Annotated in this window: 21 protein-coding genes; 3 read left to right on the top strand and 18 right to left on the bottom strand. The window is 65.4% G+C overall.

Going from position 1 to position 18,698, the window contains the following annotated elements:
* Positions 1-106 precede the first annotated feature (106 nt).
* Positions 107-1,333 (top strand): ABC transporter substrate-binding protein, encoded by a 1,227-nt coding sequence (locus JQ573_RS02035; protein ID WP_212317769.1) that lies wholly within the window; start codon positions 107-109, stop codon positions 1,331-1,333.
* A 128-nt stretch (positions 1,334-1,461) separates the two neighbouring features.
* On the opposite strand, the gene JQ573_RS02030 is transcribed toward JQ573_RS02035, so the two are convergent.
* From JQ573_RS02030 to JQ573_RS02015, 4 genes are all read right to left on the bottom strand, one after another.
* Positions 1,462-2,031 (bottom strand): DUF2147 domain-containing protein, encoded by a 570-nt coding sequence (locus JQ573_RS02030; protein WP_212317771.1) that lies wholly within the window; start codon positions 2,029-2,031, stop codon positions 1,462-1,464.
* 51 nt (positions 2,032-2,082) lie between these two features.
* Complete coding sequence (locus tag JQ573_RS02025; RefSeq protein ID WP_212317773.1) at positions 2,083-2,745, bottom strand: DUF3313 domain-containing protein; 663 nt, start codon at positions 2,743-2,745, stop codon at positions 2,083-2,085.
* Between the two features lie 392 nt (positions 2,746-3,137).
* Entirely contained in the window at positions 3,138-3,812 is a 675-nt protein-coding gene (locus JQ573_RS02020; RefSeq protein ID WP_212317775.1) for a TetR/AcrR family transcriptional regulator, read from the bottom strand.
* Positions 3,813-3,970: 158 nt separating this feature from the next.
* Positions 3,971-4,267 (bottom strand): hypothetical protein, encoded by a 297-nt coding sequence (locus tag JQ573_RS02015; protein ID WP_212408679.1) that lies wholly within the window; start codon positions 4,265-4,267, stop codon positions 3,971-3,973.
* A 198-nt stretch (positions 4,268-4,465) separates the two neighbouring features.
* Here JQ573_RS02015 and JQ573_RS02010 point away from each other — a divergent pair, with 198 nt between their 5' ends.
* Positions 4,466-4,858, top strand: coding sequence for a nuclear transport factor 2 family protein (locus tag JQ573_RS02010; RefSeq protein WP_212317779.1), 393 nt, complete (start codon positions 4,466-4,468; stop codon positions 4,856-4,858).
* A gap of 92 nt (positions 4,859-4,950) precedes the next feature.
* Here the strand turns inward: JQ573_RS02010 and JQ573_RS02005 are convergent, their stop codons facing one another.
* The 11 genes from JQ573_RS02005 to JQ573_RS01955 all read right to left on the bottom strand — a co-directional run bounded on the left by JQ573_RS02005 (position 4,951) and on the right by JQ573_RS01955 (position 15,449).
* Complete coding sequence (locus JQ573_RS02005; RefSeq protein WP_212317781.1) at positions 4,951-6,171, bottom strand: MFS transporter; 1,221 nt, start codon at positions 6,169-6,171, stop codon at positions 4,951-4,953.
* Positions 6,172-6,194: 23 nt separating this feature from the next.
* Positions 6,195-7,577 carry a ribosome biogenesis GTPase Der gene (gene der / locus JQ573_RS02000; protein ID WP_212317783.1) on the bottom strand — a complete coding sequence of 461 codons (1,383 nt, stop codon included), beginning with the start codon at positions 7,575-7,577 and terminating at the stop codon, positions 6,195-6,197.
* Positions 7,578-7,729: 152 nt separating this feature from the next.
* Positions 7,730-8,284 (bottom strand): hypothetical protein, encoded by a 555-nt coding sequence (locus JQ573_RS01995; RefSeq protein ID WP_212317785.1) that lies wholly within the window; start codon positions 8,282-8,284, stop codon positions 7,730-7,732.
* A gap of 39 nt (positions 8,285-8,323) precedes the next feature.
* Complete coding sequence (locus tag JQ573_RS01990) at positions 8,324-8,980, bottom strand: tetratricopeptide repeat protein (protein ID WP_212317786.1); 657 nt, start codon at positions 8,978-8,980, stop codon at positions 8,324-8,326.
* Between the two features lie 326 nt (positions 8,981-9,306).
* Positions 9,307-10,905 (bottom strand): class I adenylate-forming enzyme family protein, encoded by a 1,599-nt coding sequence (locus JQ573_RS01985; protein ID WP_212317788.1) that lies wholly within the window; start codon positions 10,903-10,905, stop codon positions 9,307-9,309.
* A 10-nt stretch (positions 10,906-10,915) separates the two neighbouring features.
* On the bottom strand, positions 10,916-11,737 hold the full coding sequence (gene panB / locus JQ573_RS01980) for a 3-methyl-2-oxobutanoate hydroxymethyltransferase (protein WP_106322854.1): 822 nt from the start codon (positions 11,735-11,737) through the stop codon (positions 10,916-10,918).
* Between the two features lie 2 nt (positions 11,738-11,739).
* On the bottom strand, positions 11,740-12,324 hold the full coding sequence (locus JQ573_RS01975; protein ID WP_212317794.1) for an NnrU family protein: 585 nt from the start codon (positions 12,322-12,324) through the stop codon (positions 11,740-11,742).
* A gap of 81 nt (positions 12,325-12,405) precedes the next feature.
* Positions 12,406-13,017: a hypothetical protein gene (locus JQ573_RS01970; RefSeq protein ID WP_212317796.1), complete on the bottom strand. Its 612-nt coding sequence runs from the start codon at positions 13,015-13,017 to the stop codon at positions 12,406-12,408.
* 314 nt (positions 13,018-13,331) lie between these two features.
* Complete coding sequence (locus JQ573_RS01965; protein ID WP_212317798.1) at positions 13,332-13,517, bottom strand: hypothetical protein; 186 nt, start codon at positions 13,515-13,517, stop codon at positions 13,332-13,334.
* Entirely contained in the window at positions 13,514-13,708 is a 195-nt protein-coding gene (locus JQ573_RS01960) for a hypothetical protein (RefSeq protein ID WP_212318060.1), read from the bottom strand. Before JQ573_RS01960 ends, JQ573_RS01965 begins: the two co-directional genes overlap by 4 nt.
* A gap of 121 nt (positions 13,709-13,829) precedes the next feature.
* Positions 13,830-15,449, bottom strand: coding sequence for a peptide chain release factor 3 (locus JQ573_RS01955; RefSeq protein ID WP_212317800.1), 1,620 nt, complete (start codon positions 15,447-15,449; stop codon positions 13,830-13,832).
* Positions 15,450-15,605: 156 nt separating this feature from the next.
* On the opposite strand from JQ573_RS01955, the gene sugE reads away from it, so the two are divergent.
* The gene (gene sugE, locus JQ573_RS01950; RefSeq protein WP_092113374.1) at positions 15,606-15,920 is read left to right on the top strand and encodes a quaternary ammonium compound efflux SMR transporter SugE; all 315 of its coding nucleotides are present in this window, start codon (positions 15,606-15,608) and stop codon (positions 15,918-15,920) included.
* On the opposite strand, the gene JQ573_RS01945 is transcribed toward sugE, so the two are convergent.
* From JQ573_RS01945 to JQ573_RS01935, 3 genes are all read right to left on the bottom strand, one after another.
* Positions 15,921-16,925 (bottom strand): inorganic phosphate transporter, encoded by a 1,005-nt coding sequence (locus JQ573_RS01945; protein ID WP_212317802.1) that lies wholly within the window; start codon positions 16,923-16,925, stop codon positions 15,921-15,923. It abuts the gene before it with no gap.
* 14 nt (positions 16,926-16,939) lie between these two features.
* Positions 16,940-17,584, bottom strand: coding sequence for a DUF47 domain-containing protein (locus JQ573_RS01940; protein WP_212317804.1), 645 nt, complete (start codon positions 17,582-17,584; stop codon positions 16,940-16,942).
* Positions 17,585-17,728: 144 nt separating this feature from the next.
* Positions 17,729-18,697 carry a branched-chain amino acid ABC transporter permease gene (locus tag JQ573_RS01935; RefSeq protein WP_212317806.1) on the bottom strand — a complete coding sequence of 323 codons (969 nt, stop codon included), beginning with the start codon at positions 18,695-18,697 and terminating at the stop codon, positions 17,729-17,731.
* Between the last annotated feature and the right edge of the window lies 1 nt (position 18,698).

Genomic DNA, 18,698 nt, shown 5'->3' with positions numbered 1-18,698 from the left:
GGATTGCCGCTCGCCAAAGGAAAGGGTAAGCGGGAACGCGAACGACCGGCACAAGGCTCCGCAAGAGGGCCGTTGCGGAAAAAATTGACAGTGGAGGGAATGTCTCATGACGACGACGCTCGCACGGCGCCACGCCGTGCTTCTCGCTTGCGCTGCACTCGGCCTTGCTACCCCTGCCTTTGCTCAGGACAAGAACGTCAAGATCGGCGTGCTGAACGACATGTCCGGCCTCTATGCCGACATCGGCGGCCCCAATTCGGTGGCCGCGGCCAACATGGCGGTGGAAGATTCCGGCCTGCGCGCCAAGGGCTGGAAGATCGAGGTGGTCAGCGGCGACCACCAGAACAAGCCTGACGTCGGCGTCAACATCGCGCGCAACTGGATCGACAACGAGAAGGTCGACATCATCACCGATACGCCGAACTCCGGCGTCGCACTGGCAGTGAGCAACCTTGCCAAGGAGAAGAACTCGATCGTGCTCAACTCGGGCGCGGCGACTGCCGATCTGACCGGCAAGGCCTGCAACGCCAACACGATCTCCTACACGTTCGACACCTACATGCTCGCCAACGGCACCGGCAAGGCGCTGACCAAGGCCGGCGGCGACACCTGGTTCTTCCTCACCGCCGACTACGCCTTCGGCCATGCGCTGGAGCGCGACACCTCGGCGGTCGTCACCGCCAACGGCGGCAAGGTGCTCGGCGGAGTCAAGCACCCGCTCAACACTGCGGACTTCTCCTCGTTCCTGCTGCAGGCGCAGGCCTCCAAGGCCAAGATCATCGGCCTCGCCAATGCCGGCGGCGACACCACCAACGCGATCAAGCAGGCGTCCGAATTCGGCATCACCGCGGGCGGACAGAAGCTCGCGGCGCTGTTGCTGTTCGTCAACGACGTGCACGCGCTCGGCTTGAAGATCGCGCAGGGCCTCACCTTCACCGAGTCGTTCTACTGGGACATGAACGACCAGACCCGTGCCTGGTCGAAGCGCTTCCAGAAGGTCTCGCCCAAGGGCTCGATGCCCTCGATGACGGTGGCCGGCGTCTATGCCGGCGTGCTGCATTACCTGAAAGCACTGGACGCGATGGGCGGCAATCCGCATGACGGCGCCAAGGTCGTCGCCAAGATGAAGGAGATCCCGACCGACGATCCGCTGTTCGGCAAGGGCCCGCTGCGGATCGACGGCCGCCGCATCATCCCGGCCTATCTGTTCGAGGTGAAGAAGCCGGAAGAGTCCAAATATCCCTGGGACTATTACAAGCTGATCGCCACCATCTCGCCGGAGGACGCCGCCAAGCCGCTCGAGGCCAGCGATTGTCCGCTGGTGAAGAAGTGACTGCGTAGGGTGGGTTAGCGAAGCGTAACCCACCATCTTTTCCACGGCACGAAGTCGGCGGGTTACGCCTTCCGCCTTCGCTGGTTGAGCTACGGCGGACGTAGTCGGCTAACCCGCCCTACTCTTCGTCACTTCGCCGCCGACTTCGCCTTCGCCGGTGCCGGCAGCGATGCCCACTCCCTGTCGGCACGCGGGCCGCCGGCGTCGCCGGTCAGGCCGACGAGCTGTCCGGGCTGAGCGTCGAAGGTCTGCGTCCAGGTCTGGGTCTGGCACAGCAGCTTGAGCAGGCATCCCCTAAGCTTCAGCCGGTCGGACGCGTCGCGCCACAGCGAGACCGAATAGGATTTGCCGTCCTCGGCATTGTAGATGTCGCCGTCGAACCGGCCCTCCGGCGACAGCTTCAATCCCAGGATCAGCTGATGGCCGAGCAGCGCGCGCGTGCGCTTGTCGGGATCGGGATTGAAGCTGTCGCGGAACGGCTGGCCGCGCGGATCGAGCGGATCCTTCATCCACACGATGAAGCCGCAGATGCGGTCGCGCGCCGTGCCGCAACGCTCGAGGCGGATGCGCGCACGTCCGTCCTCGGTCAGCCAGGTGCCGCTCGGATCGCTCGATGCGATCACTTCGGCATGGCCGGTTGAGCTCATCAGAATGGCGGCGACCAGGCTGCGCAAGAACAGGCGAACCATGTAATTCATTCGACAGCACCTTTCATTGTCGGGATGATTGCGGGAGGCGCGACGCGCGCCTCACTTCAGTTGCACCATGAAGGCATCGGCACCCTTGTCGATGCCGGCGGTGGCGGCGGCGAGATCGCCGACGCTGGCCTTGATGTCGTAGGCGTTGGGATATTGCTTGCTGACGTAAGCGCCGAGCAGGCGCGCGGTCGCGCTGTCGAACATCTCGACGGCATAGATCACCGAGCCGGTCATCGTGCCCTCGCCGTCACGCGCGGCCTGCACGCCGTTGTAGATCGCGCCGGCCATATCGAAGCGCGACAGCGTGCCGAGCACCGGCGTGTTGGCGACCGCGCCGGTCAGCGTCAGCCGCACGCGAAACGTGTTCGGCCCGCGGGTGTTCACCAGCGTGAAGCGGCCGCGCAATTTGTCGGCGAAGCGGGTCTGCATGTAGGCGGCGAGCGCCTGCTTGTCCTTCTCGGACATCTCGCCGAACTGATGATCCGCGCCGCGATAGATCACGACCGGATCGAGCATCACCTTGTTGTAGCTTCGCCAATCGACCGGCGGCGCATAGCGGTACGGCACACGGCCCGACGAGTCGGACGTATCAGGCGACATGTAGGCCGACGAGGCCACGTCCGAATAAGCCACCGGCGTGACGGCGGCACATCCTCCGGCGAGGACGCAAAGCGCCATCGCTCCCAGACCGCGCGCGGCGATCGAGCTCTCCATTCCAATCTCCTCATCCGACCCTAAAGCGGAAGAGCAGCTCGGCCGCAGCCGCGTCCGGGGCTGAAGTGCGGCTGCGGCCGTCACTGCCGACCTGGCTGGCCGTCGCGGCGCCGCCAGATCTTGCCTCAGTGCGATAACTATAAAACCGACCAGTTGGTTTGTAAAGTTGCGATCGCAGGAACCGCGTCAGAAAAATCCGGCGATCGAAACGTCGTGGAAAACCGGTGAGCTGCGTCGCGAAATGACGGCCTCGCGCTGTCACAAACCCGCGATATCTCTCGTGCTAACGCACCAATTGCCGGGGGATTTCAGGGGCCCGGTGCCGACCCAACGCCGCCAAGCGATCCATATTCCGCTTGGGCGGCGTTGTGCTTTCGGATCGCGCCGGAGATTCAGCCACGCTTGCGCGCCGATGCCGGCTTTGCGGCCCGTGCGCCGGCAGACCGCGGCGATGCCGCGCGTGTCGCCGTCGCCTTGGATGGCTTGGCGGCCGCCGGCGCGCCCTGCTCGATCGCAGTCCACTTGCTGTCGTCGAGCAATCGCTCGAACAGACGGTCGCGCTCGGCGTCGGTCAGCGACGACAGGCCGAACAACGAGCTCAGCAGCAGCCCCCTCGCCGCCGCCCAGCGCAGCAGCGCGAGATCCGGATCGCGCGCCTCGGCTTTCATCAGCGCGACCTTCTCGATGTCGACATCGCGCGGCATCGCCATCAATTCGGGATTCTCGTTCATCGCAGCCAGCAGTGCGAACGCCCCGGCCCGCGGCGTCGAGATCGCTTCCCGCAGCGTTGCGATCTGCGCCGCCAGTTCCGGCTGATCCGTGGTCTCGCGTGCCTTTTCGAGGTAGCGGCTCGAGAACTCCTCGAAATGCGCCATCTGCTGCTCGAGCAAGGCGCGCAGCACCGCTTCCTTGGTGCGGAACTGATGCATTACGCCGCCCTTGCTGAGACCGCTCTCGCGCGCAATCGCGTCCAGCGTCAGGCGCCCCGGACCATCGCGCGTCACGATGGTGATCGCGGCGTCGAGTGCGGCGTTGCGGGAGCGTTCCGAGCGGGAAGGATTATCCATGGAATTACTCAGGAAGGAGTCGTGTGAGATCACAGTATCTCAGCGGCCTCAGTCAATCTCAAGCGCTGGATCGGATCTCGCGTGGCAGCGCAAACGACGTACCGGAAAGCCAATGCCGGCTCCGGGTCACACATCACTTCGAGGAATCGATCATCGCCCTACCCGGTCGCTCGCGCACACCAACTCCCGGTGCCGCGCACCTTTTGCAGCAGGCGGCGGCGCAGGCCGTGAAGGAAACCGTGAGCCATTCGGCCGATGACCTTCTCTCCCAGGCCACGCTGGCGGGCAACAGATTCCGCGTCGGCATGACTGGCGGCGACGATCGTGCCGTACCTGTTGCCATCGAGCTTCAGGTCGGTGAGATAAACCAGGCCGCGCGACGTCAGCAGCGCCGCCTGCGCGTCGCTGAAGCGGGTCAACTCATCGCAGATATCAACGGCCTCGTCGTCCACCATGCTCCTCCTGCCGAGGCGGCCTCCGGGCGAGGCGCGCGTCTTCATCAGCATCCGTCTTATGCAAACCAACCAGATGGTTTGTAAACAGGCAAAATGACGCAATCCGCAAGATCGGCCCGGACGCATCGGCGTGTCGGATCGGTGCCCTCGCATTCGTCCTCGAAGCATCGATCAGCCAGCACTCGGAGCACGCGAGCAATGACACAGCAGAGCCACACGGCAGAAACCGAAGTCAGAACAATCATCGAAGCCTGGGCGGACGCCGTCCGCAGACACGACTATGCGGGCGTTCTGGACCATCACGATCAGGACATCGTGATGTTCGACGTGCCGCCGCCGTTCCAGTCACGCGGACTTGATGAATACAGGAAGACCTGGGATCTGTTCTTCGGCTGTCAGCGCCCGTCCTACGCCTTCAATATCGAGGACATCGCGATCACGGCCGGCGATGACGTGGCCTTCGCCGTCGCAGTAATGCGGTGCGGCGCGCCCGACGCCACGTTCCAGTTTCGCCTGACGATCGGACTGCGCAAGATCGACGGCAGCTGGCGGATCACGCACGAGCACCATTCGGTGCCGGCGACCGACTAGGATGTAGGGTGGGTTAGGCGAAGCCGTAACCCACCGACTTTCTTACCGCGGAGGCAATGGTGGGTTACGCTTCGCTAACCCACCCTACGAAGCTACGTTTTCTTCGCCGCCGTTGCCCGCCAGGCGATGGCGAGCGCGAGCAGCAGCAGCGCGCCGGCCAGATAGAACGGCGCACCGGGCAGCTTCACCGGCACGTTGTCGCCGATGAAATAGGCGAAGGTCAGCGCGAACAGGAACGGGCCGATCAATTCCGACATGCTCTGCACGCTCGATGTCGCGCCCTGCAACTGGCCTTGTTGATCGGCGGCGACGAGTTGCGTCGTCAGGGCCTGCGTCGCGGCGCCCGAGATGCCCCAGAACGCCATCACGGGAATGCCGATCCAGAACAGCTGCCCGGTCGGCGCCGCGCCGAAGATCACGAAGCCCAAGGCGCCGCAGACGAGACCGAGGAACAGCGCGTTGCGCTCACCGAGGCGCTGCACGATCGGGCCGATCGCCGCGCCCTGCACGATCATGCCGCAGAGCCCGACCAGCGCGAGCGTCGCGCCGACGGTGCCGGTATCCCAGCCATAGCGGTAGGTGGCGTAGAGCACGAACACCGAGGGCAGCACGACATGCGCGAGCTGGCCGAAGAACGTCGCCAGCGACAGGCCGGCCAGCGTCCGGTTCGCGCGCAGGAAATGCAGCGCGCCGATCGGATTGGCGCTCTTCCATTTGAACGGCGCGCGCCGCTCGACCGGCAGCGATTCCGGCAGGATGAACAGGCCATAGAGGCCATTGACGAAGCTCAGGCCCGCCGCCGCCCAGAACGGCAGCCGCGGATCGATCTGGCCGAGCAGACCACCCAGCGCCGGTCCCAGAATAAAACCCGCGCCGAACGCGACGCCGATCTTGCCGAACATCGCGGCGCGCTGCTCCGGCGCGGTGACGTCGGCGATATAGGCGAATACCGTCGAGATGCTCGACGACGTGATGCCCGAGATCGCCCGCCCGACGAACAGCCAGATCAGGTTCGGCGCCAGCGCCATCAGCACATAGTCCGCGGCAAGGCCGAAATTCGACAGCAGCACCACCGGCCGGCGGCCGAAGCGATCGGACAGCGCGCCCAGGATCGGCGAGCAGACGAACTGCATCAAGGCCCAGATCGAGCCGAACACGCCGAAGATGCGTGCCGCGTTCGCGGTGTCGTTGTTGACGAAGCCTTCGATCAGCTTGGGCAGGATCGGGATGATGATCCCGAGCGCGAGCATGTCGAGCAGCAGCGTGATGAAGATGAAGATCACGGCGCCGCTGCGTGCCTGCGGCACCGACATTGCGTCAGCTCCCGCCTCTCCGCTCACGACGGCCGTTTGCGCTTGTAGGCGAACGGATTGGCCTTCTCGCGCAGCGTGATCCGGATCGGCGTGCCCGGCAGATCGAAGGCCTCGCGCAGCGAGTTGGTGAGATAACGCAGATAGGATCTCGGGATCGCATCGGCGCGCGAGCAGAACAATACGAAGCTCGGCGGGCGCGCCTTGACCTGCGTGATGTAGTTCAGCTTCAGCCGGCGGCCCGAGACGGCCGGTGGCGGGTTGGCCTGGATCGCCTGCTCGAACCAGCGATTAAGCCCCGCGGTCGGCAAGCGCCGGTTCCAGACCGCATAGGCCTCCTGGATCGCAATCATCAGGCGGTCGATGCCCTCGCCCATCAGGCCGGAGACGGCGACGATCGGCGCGCCCTTGACCTGCGGCAGCCAATGGTCGGCATCGGTGCGCAGTTGCGAGATCTGGTTGGGCTTGCGCTCGACGAGGTCCCATTTATTGACCGCGAGCACGATCGCACGGCCTTCGCGCTCGATCAGGTCGGCGATCCGCAGATCCTGCTCCTCGAACTTGTTCTGCGAGTCCATCATCATCACGACGACTTCGGCGAAGCGCACCGCACGCAACGCATCCGCGACCGAGAGCTTCTCCAGCTTCTCCTCGATCCGCGAGCGGCGGCGCAGGCCCGCAGTGTCGAACACGCGGAACTGGCGGCCCTGCCAGGTGATCTCGACCGCGATGGAATCGCGCGTGGTGCCGGCTTCGGGGCTGGTCAGCAGCCGCTCCTCGCCGAGCAGATGGTTGATCAGCGTCGACTTGCCGGCGTTGGGCCGGCCGACGATGGCAACGCGGATCGGGCGCTGCGCGGCCTCCTCCTCCGAGATGTCCTCGTCGTCCTCGACCTCGTCGTCTTCCTCTGGTGTCGCGGGCACCAGCGCGCTCAGCGCCTCATGGAGGTCGCCCATGCCCTCGCCGTGCTCGGCCGAGATCTGCACGGGATCGCCGAGGCCGAGCGCGTAGGATTCCATCGCGCCGATCTCGCCATGCTTGCCCTCGGCCTTGTTGGCGACCAGCACCACCGGCTTGTTGGCCTTGCGGGCGAAGTCGGCGAAGGCGCGATCGGTCGGCGTCAGGCCGACGCGGGCGTCGATCACGAACATCAGGGCGTCGGCGAGCGCGATCGCGGTTTCGGTCTGCTCCTGCATCCGCGCCGTCAACGAGCCCTTGGCGCCCTCATCGAGGCCTGCGGTGTCGATGATGGTGAAGTCGAGATCGTAGAGCCGGGCCTGGCCCTCGCGGCGATCGCGGGTCACGCCGGGCTCGTCGTCCACCAGCGCGAGCTTCTGGCCGACCAGCCGGTTGAACAGCGTCGACTTTCCGACATTGGGCCGGCCGATAATGGCGATGGTAAAAGACATGGATCATCCCGGCGCCGCGGCGCGGCGCGCGTCTAATGAATTGAAGCAGGAGCCTAAAGCGCGACGAGATCGGATTGAATCGTCATCGCGCTTTAGCTTCTTATTTTAGCATGACCTTTCCGGAAAACCGCTTCGCACTTTTCCGGATCATGCTAGCGGCTAAATCCACCGCTCGGTAGCGGCGCGGGGAACGCGCCGCCGGATTGTTGCGTGGTCTGGGTCTGCTGGGCCGGCGCCGCAGGCTGCGCCTGCTGGTCGTCGGCAGGCGGCGCGGTGGTGCGGCGGCGGACGATCTTCTTCGGCTTCGGCTCCGGCGGCAGCGCGGCGGGCGCGCCCTCGTCCGGCGCAGCGGCGTCGGGGGCAGCCGCCTGATCGGCAGCCGGAGGGGCGCGCTTGCTGTGCTTCTTGGCGCCCTTCGGCGGCTCCGCTGGCGGAGCCGGCTGGGCGGCGGCTGCCGCGGCGTTCTGCTGGTCGAGCTGCTCCTGCTGCGAGCCCTTGTACAATTCCTTCGGCACGCCCTGCTCGAGGCCGGGCACGCCTTCCGGGAATACCGGCTTGCGGTCACCGGCCAGCTTCTTCTTGGTGTCGAGGAAGTCGAGCAAATCGCTCGGATCGAAATTGGACATGCCGCCACCGCCGCAGCCCGCCAGCACGCTGCAAAGCGCTGTCAGAACTGCGGCTGCGATCAGGCGTTGCGAGCGGCGCATGGTCGATCTCTCACTCAAACTCGGGTTTCGCGCGCCAAGTCAGCTCTTCGCGACCGGCGGCAACAGCGCCTGCAGCGCTTCGGCGCGCGACCGCAGGCTCGGCGGCGTCTCGCCGTCATTGGCAATCTGGTCGAGCCACTGCCGCGCGGCGGTGGCATCGTTGGCGCGCCAGGCCGACAGCGCCAGCAACTCGCGCGCGGAGTGGCGGAACGTCGAGTCCTTCGACGTCGCCATCGCCTCGAGCCGTTGCACCATGTTCGGATAGGTCGTGGTGTCCATCACCATCTGCGCGGCACGGATCCGCGCCAGATCCTGATCAGGACCGCCGACGCTGCGGTCGGCTGCGATCGCGTCATAGAGTTTCGCAGCGGCCGGCTGATCGCGGGTCGCGACCTCGGCGGCCATGCGCAGCCGCGCCAGATTGCGGTAGCCGGACGGCGCCTTGGTGATCAGGTCGGCAAACGCGGCTTCGGCCTCGGCGTGCTTGTTCTGGTCCGACAGCTCGACGGCGCGGTCGAACGCCGCACCGGCCTCGGCGGCCTTCTTGCCCTCGAGATATTGGTAGCCGCGCCAGCCACCGACGCCCGCGACCACCAGGATCGCCAGCGCGATGATGAAAAGCGAGTACTTGTCCCACAGCTTCTTGAGCTGATCGCGACGGACTTCCTCGTCGACTTCGTCAAATAATTCAGACACTTAAGGCTATCCCATCCCCTCGGGACCGCGAATCTCGGTGGAGCCTGGCCCCTACCCGATCCCCACGTCGCGGCGGCGTTACCCTAACGGTGTGGCAGAGGCAAGGCAAAGCGAGGCGGATCAAAGCGTTAACCGGGGAAGTTTGCCATGGGCCGCAACGGGACTGCGTGGGCTCCCTCTCCCGCTTGCGGGGGATGCGCTCGATCCCTCCACAAACTCGTCATGCCCGGCCTTGTGCCGGGCATCCACGTCTTTGCTTCCACGCCAGGAAAAGACGTGGATGGCCGGGACAAGCCCGGCCATGACGAAGACGGAAATGGAAGAAACTAAGTGCCGGCTGCCGAGAGGCTTTCCCTGAGCTGGCGCTTGATCACCTTGCCGTTGGCGTTGCGCGGCAGCGGCTCTGACGTCAGCGTCATCGTCTCCGGCACCTTGTAGTCGGAGAGGCGCTCGGCGCACCAGGCGCGCAGGCTCTCGGCATTGACTTCGGTGCGGGTCACGATCACGGCGTGCACGCGCTCGCCGAGCACCGGGCACGGTTTTGCGATGATCGCGCTCTCGACCACGGCCGGATGGCTCGCCAGGACGGACTCGACCTCGGCGGAATAGATTTTCAGGCCACCGCGGTTGATCATGTCCTTCTGGCGGTCGAACACGCGGACGAAGTTGTCGGCATCGACCGAGCCGAGATCGCCGGAATGCCAGAACCCGGCGGTAAAACTCTCGGCGGTTGCGTTCGGATTGTTCCAGTAGCCCTTGATGACGGAGGCGCTGCGGATCCAGAGCTCGCCGATCTCGCCGCGCGGCACCTCGCGGCCATCGGCGCCCATCACGACGATCTCGGCGCCGGGACACGGCAGGCCGACGCTGTCGATATGCGCCGCGGTCAATTCACCCGGCATCAAGGTCGAGGGCGACGTGGTCTCGGTCGCGCCATAGCAATTCGCGAGCTTGAGCCCGGGAATCTTGGCGTCGAGCTTTTCGATGGTCGCGACCGGCATCGGCGCGCCGCCGAAGCCGCCGATGCGCCAGCTCGACAGGTCGTAGCTGCCGAAATCCGGCTGCATCAGGCACAGATTGTACATCGCCGGCACCATCACCGTGTAGGTGACGCGCTCGCGCGCCGCGACCTTCAGATATTCCGACGCCTTGAACTCCGGCATGATGATCAGCGCGCCGGCGCAGCGGGCCATGGTGGTGACGTTGGCGACCGCGCCGGTGACATGCGCGAGCGGCACCGCGGCGATCGAGCGATCGGCCCTGGTCAGCTTCAGGCAGGACACGAACACGTCAGAGGAATGGATGATGTTGCAATGAGCAAGCATCGCGCCCTTCGGCCGCCCCGTGGTGCCTGAGGTGTAGAGGATCATCGCGGTGTCCTCTTCCCTCACCTCGGCCGGCGCCTGCGCCGGAGCGTTGTCGCGCAGACCGGCGAATTGCGATGCGCCGTCGTCGCTGACCAAGATGCGATGTGTGAGGCCGGGAATATCGGCAGCGTCCGGGATGCGATCGGCAAGCGCGGCCTCGTGGACCAGACACTTCGCGCCGCAATCGTTCAGCACATAGGCGATCTCGGGCTTCTGCTGGCGCGTCGAGAGCAGCACCGTGACGAGGCCAGCATGGGCGGCGGCGAACATCGTCAGCACGAACTCGATGCGGTTGCCGAGCAGGATCCCGACGCGGTCGCCCGGCGCGAGACCAAGCTTTGCAAAGCCGGCTGCGACCTTCGCCGATTGGTCGGCGACCTCACGCCAGCTCAGGCGCCTCTCGCCACAGACCAGCGCCTCGCCGTCGCCATTCTGCGCGACGGCGTCCGCGATCATCGCCCACAGGCTGGCCGGCCGCTCGGCGAAGGCAGGCACGACGCGGTCGCCGAAGCGCGGCTCGAGCCGCATCAGCGGAAGTGCGTGTTGCGACCAGTCCATGCGCGCCTCGTCAGCTCTTCTTCATGCCGTAGACGTGCTCCGGGCCCGGAAAGGCGCGGCTCTTCACATCGCGCGCATAGCCCGCGATCGCTTCCTCGATCATCGGCCCGAGGTTGCCGTAGCGGCGCACGAATTTCGGCGCGCGCGGCGACAGGCCGAGCATGTCCTCCAGCACCAGCACCTGGCCGTCGCAAGCAGCGCTGGCGCCGATGCCGATGGTGGGAACGGCGATCGATTGCGTGATCTTGCGCGCCAAGGGCTCGGCGACTGCCTCGACCACGATCGAGAAGGCGCCCGCCTCCGCGATCGCCTTCGCGTCGTTCTCGATCGGCGCCCAGGTCTCCTCCTCGCGGCCCTGTGCGCGGAACGAGCCGAGCGTGTTGATCGATTGCGGCGTCAGGCCGATATGGCCCATCACGGGAATGCCGCGCTCGGACAGGAATGCCACCGTCTCTGCCATCCGCGCGCCGCCCTCGAGCTTGACGGCGCCGCACAGCGTCTCCTTCATGATCCGCACCGCGGACTGGAACGCCTGCTCCTTCGAGCCCTCATAGGAGCCGAACGGCATGTCGACCACGACCAGCGCGGCTTGCGAGCCGCGCATCACGGCGCGGCCTTGCAGGATCATCATGTCGAGCGTGACCGGCACCGTGGTCTCGAAGCCATGCATCACGTTGCCGAGGGAATCGCCGACCAGGATCGCGTCGCAGTGCCGGTCGACCAGCGCCGCGGTGTGCGCATGGTACGACGTCAGCATCACGATCGGCTCGCCATTCTTGCGGGCGCGGAGATCGGGCGCGGTCTTGCGCTTGATGGCGGATTGAACAGACATAGTCAGGCTCCCATGACAGGCACGCCGATCACGACCGGGTGGAACGCAAACGCCAGCGCCAGATAGACGATGACACCGACCGCGATCGCGATCAGGTCGTTGGTCGGGCCGCCCACCGGGATCGGCGGCCCGCCCGCATCCGCGCGGCGCTTCAGCGAGATGCGGTCATAGACCGCCCAACCGAGAAACGACCCGAACAGGATGATCGAGCCGAGGTCGCCATTGGCGAGCAGATGCGCGAACGCCCACAGCTTGACGCCCGCCAGCATCGGATGCTTCAGCGTGGTGTAGATGCGGCCGCGGATATAGGCGGCCACCACCAAAATGACGGCTGGCAGCATCAGCGCCACCGCGATGTGCTTCAACGCGGTCGGCGGCGTCCAGACGTCGATCCAGCCGGTCGCACGGTAATGGCCGAAGCCCCAGATGATCAGCGCGAGCCCGGCGAACGACACCAGCGAATAGACGCCCTTGTAGGCCCCCTCGCCCATCGCATTGACGATGCCGGCGCGCAGGTCGCGCAGGCTGGTCAGCACATGGATGCCGAGGAACAGCACGAGACCCAGGATCATGACGAGCAGTCCCACGATGTTCCTCCCTGATTGATTGCTGTCTTCGCGTAACATCTTCGCCGGGCGGGACGCAATGCGTCACGCCGGGGGCGCGGATCATTGATTGCCGGCCGGCTTGGCCAGCTCGCGATTGTCGACATAGCGGATCATGATCGGACGGCCGGCCAGCGCGCCGCCGAGCCCGCCGGTGAATTTCAGCGGCAGGCAGGCGCCGAGCGAGGCGTTGATCGCGTTGAGATAGGTCGTGCGGGTATCCGGCGGGATGCCCCGCGTCGCGAATGTCAGGCGCGGCGTGCCGATCATCTCGCCGGTCCGCTTGAAGCTGAAGCGCACCGACATCTGCATGCCCTCGCGCGCATCGTCCGCCGGCGGCGGCGCCCAGCAGGAACGTAGCGCGGCGAACAGATCGCCGATGGTATCGAGATCATGATCCGGCTTGCGGTACTTCTCGGCCTGCCCCTCGGGCGGCACCGTCAGGATCGTGAGCTGCAGATTTTCGCCGTACGGATAATCGATTTCGGGCAGGCACGGCCCATGGTTGAACACGCTGCAATAGGACGGAATGCAAGGCCCGTTGTCGAGCACACTGCAGGGTGTGTGCGCGAACGGCACCGGGTTCGTCTGGTGCCGCTGCCGCGCCGAGGCGCTTCCCGCGAGGCCGACGGCCAGCACGGCAAGGGCGAGGCAGATGACGACGCGTCGGAGCATGCGATCGGACCCAGGATGCGCTCCGGGGAAAATGGTACCGCGGCCAGACCGCGGCAAGCGGGGGCCGGTTCACGTCCTCGCGCTTTTCGCCTCACACCCCGCCGTCATCGCCCGGCTTGACCGGGCGATCCGATCCAGTATTCCAGAGGCAGCAGTGATCGATCGATAGGCCGCGGTGTACTGGGTCTTCCGGTCGAGCCGGGGACGACACTGAGTATGTGGCACTATCGTATTCGGCCTTACGCCTTCTTCTTCACGTCCTTGACGTTGGAGAAGGTGATGCCCTCGGCGCGCTCGCGGGTCAGCTTCAACTGTCATCGCCCGGCTCGACCGGGCGACAGTATTCCAGAGACAGCAGTGATCAATCGAGAGGCCGCGGCGTACTGGGTCCCCCGGTCGAGCCGGGGGACGACACTGAGTATGCGGCCTTGCGCCTTCTTCTTCACGTCCTTGACGTTGGAGAAGGTGATGCCTTCGGCCCGCTCGCGGATCAGCTTCACCTGTCATCGCCCGGCTCGACCGGGCGATCCAGTATTCCAGAGACAGCAGTGATCAATCGAGAGGCCGCGGCGTACTGGGTCCCCCGGTCGAGCCGGGGGACGACACTGAGTATGCGGCCTTGCGCCTTCTTCTTCACGTCCTTGACGTTGGAGAAGGTGATGCCTTCGGCCCGCTCGCGGATCAGCTTCACCTGTCATCGCCCGGCTCGACCGGGCGATCCAGTATATTCCAGAGACACCAGTCATCAATCGAGACGCCGCGGCGTACTGGGTCCCCCGGTCAAGCCGGGGGACGACAGTGAGGATGCGGCGCTACGCCTTCTTCTTCACGTCCTTGACGTTGGAGAAGGTGATACCCTCCGCGCGCTCGCGGGTGTAGCCGAGATAGAACTCGTTCTTGGCCATGAACACCGGATCGCCGTCGACGTCGTCGGCGATGCCCGAATTGTTGGCGGCGACGAAGGCCTCTAACTTCTTGCGGTCGTCGGACGAGATCCAGCGCGCCAGCGAGAACTCGGAGATCTCGAACTCGACCGGCAGCGAATATTCGGCATCGAGCCGCGCCTTCAGCACGTCGAGCTGCAGCGGGCCGACCACGCCGACCAGCGCCGGCGCGCCGTCGCGCGGGCGGAACACCTGCACGACGCCCTCCTCCGACATCTGCTGCAAGGCCTCCTTCAGCTTCTTCGCCTTCATCGCATCCGTCAGCCGAACGCGGCGGACGATTTCCGGTGCGAAGCTCGGCACGCCGACGAAGGTCAGATCCTCGCCCTCGGTCAGGGTGTCGCCGATCCGCAGGGTGCCGTGGTTCGGAATGCCGACGACGTCGCCGGCGAACGCCTCGTCCGCCACCGAGCGGTCCTGGGCGAAGAAGAATTGCGGGCTCGACAGGCTCATGTTCTTGCCGGTGCGTACCAGCTTGGCCTTCATGCCGCGGCTGAGTTTTCCGGAGCACAGCCGCGCGAAGGCGATGCGGTCGCGGTGGTTCGGATCCATGTTGGCCTGGATCTTGAACACGAACGCGCTCATGCGCGGCTCCGCGGCCTCGACCTTGCGCAGATCGGAATCCTGTGCGCGCGGTGCCGGCGCGAACTTGCCGAGGCCCTCGAGCAAGTCGCCGACGCCGAAATTGCGCAGCGCGCTGCCGAAATAGACCGGCGTCAGATGGCCTTCGCGGAAGGCCGCGAGCTCGAACGGCTTGCAGGCCTCGGACGCCAGCGCGAGCTCATCCCTGACCTCGGCGACGTCGAGATTGGGATTGCGCTTGCCGAGATCGGCGATGTCGATCTGCTCGGTGGCGCCGGTCTTGGCGCCGCCACCCTCGAGCAGCCGTACGCCGCCATTGACGACATCATAGGTGCCGAGGAAGTCGCGGCCGCGGCCGACCGGCCAGGTCATCGGCGTGGTGTCGAGCGCCAGCGTCTTCTCGATCTCGTCCAAGAGCTCGAACGTGTCGCGGCTCTCGCGGTCCATCTTGTTGATGAAGGTGATGATCGGGATGTCGCGCAACCGGCACACCTCGAACAGCTTTCGGGTGCGCGCCTCGATGCCCTTGGCGGCGTCGATCACCATGACCGCGGAGTCGACCGCGGTCAGCGTGCGGTAGGTGTCTTCCGAAAAGTCCTCGTGGCCCGGCGTGTCCAGCAGGTTGAACACGAGGTCGTTGAACTCGAAGGTCATCACCGAGGTGACGACCGAGATACCGCGCTCGCGCTCGATCTTCATCCAGTCCGAGCGCGTGTTGCGCCGCTCGCCCTTGGCCTTGACCTGGCCCGCGAGGTTGATGGCGCCGCCGAACAGCAGCAGCTTTTCCGTCAGCGTGGTCTTGCCGGCGTCCGGGTGCGAGATGATCGCAAAGGTGCGCCGTCGCGCCACTTCCTGTGAAAGCGGCGAGCGGGACGGCGATTCGGTTGGAACAGCGGTATCAGACATGGCGGGGCAGCGTTTGGCAGGGAAAACGGGCGCAATCAAGGGCGTTTTGTCGCAATGCGGACTGGCCGCGCCACCCACATATAGGCACCGGAAGGACGACCTTCACCTCACCATACCATCCGCGGGGACGACCCTGCCTTATCCGGAGGGTTCGTTATGGCTTGGGCCATTCTGTTCACCGCAGGCCTGCTCGAGATCGGCTGGGCAATTGGGCTGAAATACACCGAGGGTTTTTCGCGGCTGGTGCCGTCGGTGCTGACGCTCGCGGCGATGGCCGGCAGCGTGATCCTGCTCGGCATCGCGCTCAAGACGCTGCCGATTGGAACCGCCTATGCGGTCTGGACCGGGATCGGCGCGGTCGGCACCGCGGCGCTCGGCATCATCCTGCTCGGCGAACCCGCGACCGCGATGCGGCTTGCCAGCATCGGGCTGATCGTGTCCGGCATCGTCGGGCTGAAGCTGGTCGGCTGATCACTTCAATATCTGCACCGCCCAATAGGTCGCGGCTGCAACCGCAGCCGAGGCCGGGATCGTGATCACCCAGGCATAGACGATCGAGCTCGCCACGTTCCAGCGCACGGCGGACAGCCGCCGTGCCGCGCCGACCCCGACGATGGCGCCGGTGATGGTGTGGGTGGTCGATACCGGAACCCCGAGATAGGTCGCGATGAACAGCGTGGCCGCGCCGCCGGTCTCGGCGCAAAAGCCCTGCATCGGCGTCAGCTTGGTGATCCGCAGCCCCATGGTGCGCACGATCCGCCAGCCGCCCATCAGGGTGCCCAGCGCCATCGCGCTCTGGCAGGCCAGTACGACCCAGAACGGAATCTCGAAGGTGTCGCCGAGATGGCCTTGCGAGTAGAGCAGCACGCCAATGATGCCCATGGTCTTCTGTGCGTCGTTACCGCCATGGCCGAGCGAATAGAGCGACGCCGAGGCGAATTGCAGGATGCGGAAGGCACGATCGACCGCGAACGGCGTCGAGCGCACCGAGAGCCAGGACACGATCGCAACCAGCACCAGCGCCAGCAGGAAGCCGACCAGCGGCGACAGGACGATGGCAAGCAAGGTCTTGGTGAGCCCGCTCCACACCGCCGCCGAGATGCCCGCCTTCGCCATGCCGGCGCCGACCAGGCCGCCGATCAGCGCATGCGAGCTCGACGAGGGAATGCCCAGCGCCCAGGTGATCACGTTCCAGACGATCGCGCCGACCAGCGCCGCGAAGATCACGGTCGCGTCCACCACGGACGGGTCGATGATCCCGGTGCCGATGGTGTTGGCGACGTGCAGACCGAACACCGCGAAGGCGACGAAGTTGAAGAACGCCGCCCAGAACACCGCATATTGCGGCCGCAGTACGCGGGTCGAGACGATGGTCGCGATCGAGTTCGCGGCATCGTGCAGGCCGTTCAGGAAGTCGAACAGCAGCGCGACCGCGATCAGGATGGTCAGAACCGGAAGACCCAGCGTGGCGTCCACGTGATGTCCCCGACTTACACTTGCTCGATGACGATGGAGTTGATCTCGTTGGCGACGTCGTCGAAGCGGTCGGCCACCTTCTCGAGATGATCGTAGATCTCCGCGCCGACGATGAAGTCCATCGTGTTGGCGTCGCGGTGCTTCAGGAACAATTCCTTGAGCCCGATATCATGGAGATCGTCGACCCGCCCCTCGAGCTTGGTCAGCTCCTCGGTGATCTGGGTCAGCATCGAGACGTTCTGGCCGATCGCCTGCAACAGAGGCAGCGCGCGGACGACCAGATTGGCGCATTCGACGATCAAGGTGCCGATCTCGCGCATCGGCGGCTCGAACTCGCGCACCTCGAACAGCATCACGGCCTTGGCGGTCGCCTGCATCTGGTCGACCGCGTCGTCCATCGCGGTGATCAAGTTCTTGATGTCGCCGCGGTCGAACGGGGTGATGAAGGTGCGGCGAACCGCGGTCAGCACCTCGCGGGTGACGCTATCGGCGTCGTTCTCGAACTGATTGACGCGCTGGCAGAAGACGGGAGTCTCCTCGCCGCCCCTCAGCATGTCCTGCAGCGCCAGCGAGCACTGCACGGAGGTCTGGGCGTGGCGGGCGAACAGGTCGAAAAATCGCTCTTCCTTGGGCAGAAAGGCGCGAAACCAGCGCAGCATGTCTCAATTCCATCATTCCGGGACAGCCCTTTTAGCGACTGTCACAGAACTGTCATAGAGCATCTGGCGGGGAAAATACCCGGATCGACCGCCCGAACGGGCGGTCGTCCACCGCTAAGTCGGCAGCAAATCGCGTGCCCTGCCCTACAGCGATCGCCGCAGCAGGTGGGCCAGCTCGCCGACCAGGCCGCGCCGGAACAGCAGCACGCAGGCCACGAAGATCACGCCCTGGATCACCGTCACCCACTGGCCGAACCCGGCGAGATATTGCTGCATCGCGATGATCACGAATGCGCCGACCACCGGTCCGAAGATGGTGCCGAGACCGCCGACCAGCGTCATCAGCACGATTTCGCCGGACATCGACCAGTGCACGTCGGTGAGCGAGGCGTTCTGCGCCACGAACACCTTCAGCGAGCCGGCGAAGCCGGCCAGCGTGCCCGACAGGATGTAGGCCAGCATCTTGTACTGGTCGGTCTTGTAGCCAAGCGAGATCGCGCGCGGCTCGTTCTCGCGGATCGACTTCAGCACCTCACCGAACGGCGAGTTGATGGTGCGGTAGATCAAAAGGAAGCCGGCAAGGAATCCGGCCAGCACGACGTAGTAGAGCACCGTCGGCTTCGACAGGTCGAAGATCCCGAACAGGTGCCCCTGCGGAATGCCCTGGATGCCGTCTTCACCATGGGTGAACGGCGCCTGCAGATAGATGAAATAGAGCAGCTGCGACAGCGCCAGCGTGATCATCGAGAAGTAGATGCCCTGGCGGCGGATCGAGATGAAGCCGGTGACGAGGCCGAGCAAGGCCGCCGCGGCGGTGCCGGCCACGATGCCGAGCTCCGGCGGCAGCCCCCACACCTTCAGCGCATGCGCCGAGACGTAGCCGGCGGTGCCGAGGAACATGGCGTGGCCGAACGACAGCAGGCCGCCATAGCCGATCAAAAGGTTGAAGGCGCAGGCGAGCAGCGCAAAGCACAACGCCTGCATCACGAAGAAGGGATAGATCCCCGTGAACGGCACCACTGCCAGCAGCACCGCCATCACGGCGAATACGATCATCTCGTCGCGCATCGCGCGCGGCGTCACCGGAAGTGTATCGTCGGTCAATGCTGACATA

Source organism: Bradyrhizobium sp. AUGA SZCCT0105 (genome assembly GCF_018129565.1).
In the GTDB taxonomy this organism is placed as follows: Bacteria; Pseudomonadota; Alphaproteobacteria; order Rhizobiales; family Xanthobacteraceae; genus Bradyrhizobium.
This window is presented reverse-complemented; position numbering and strand designations above follow the sequence as displayed.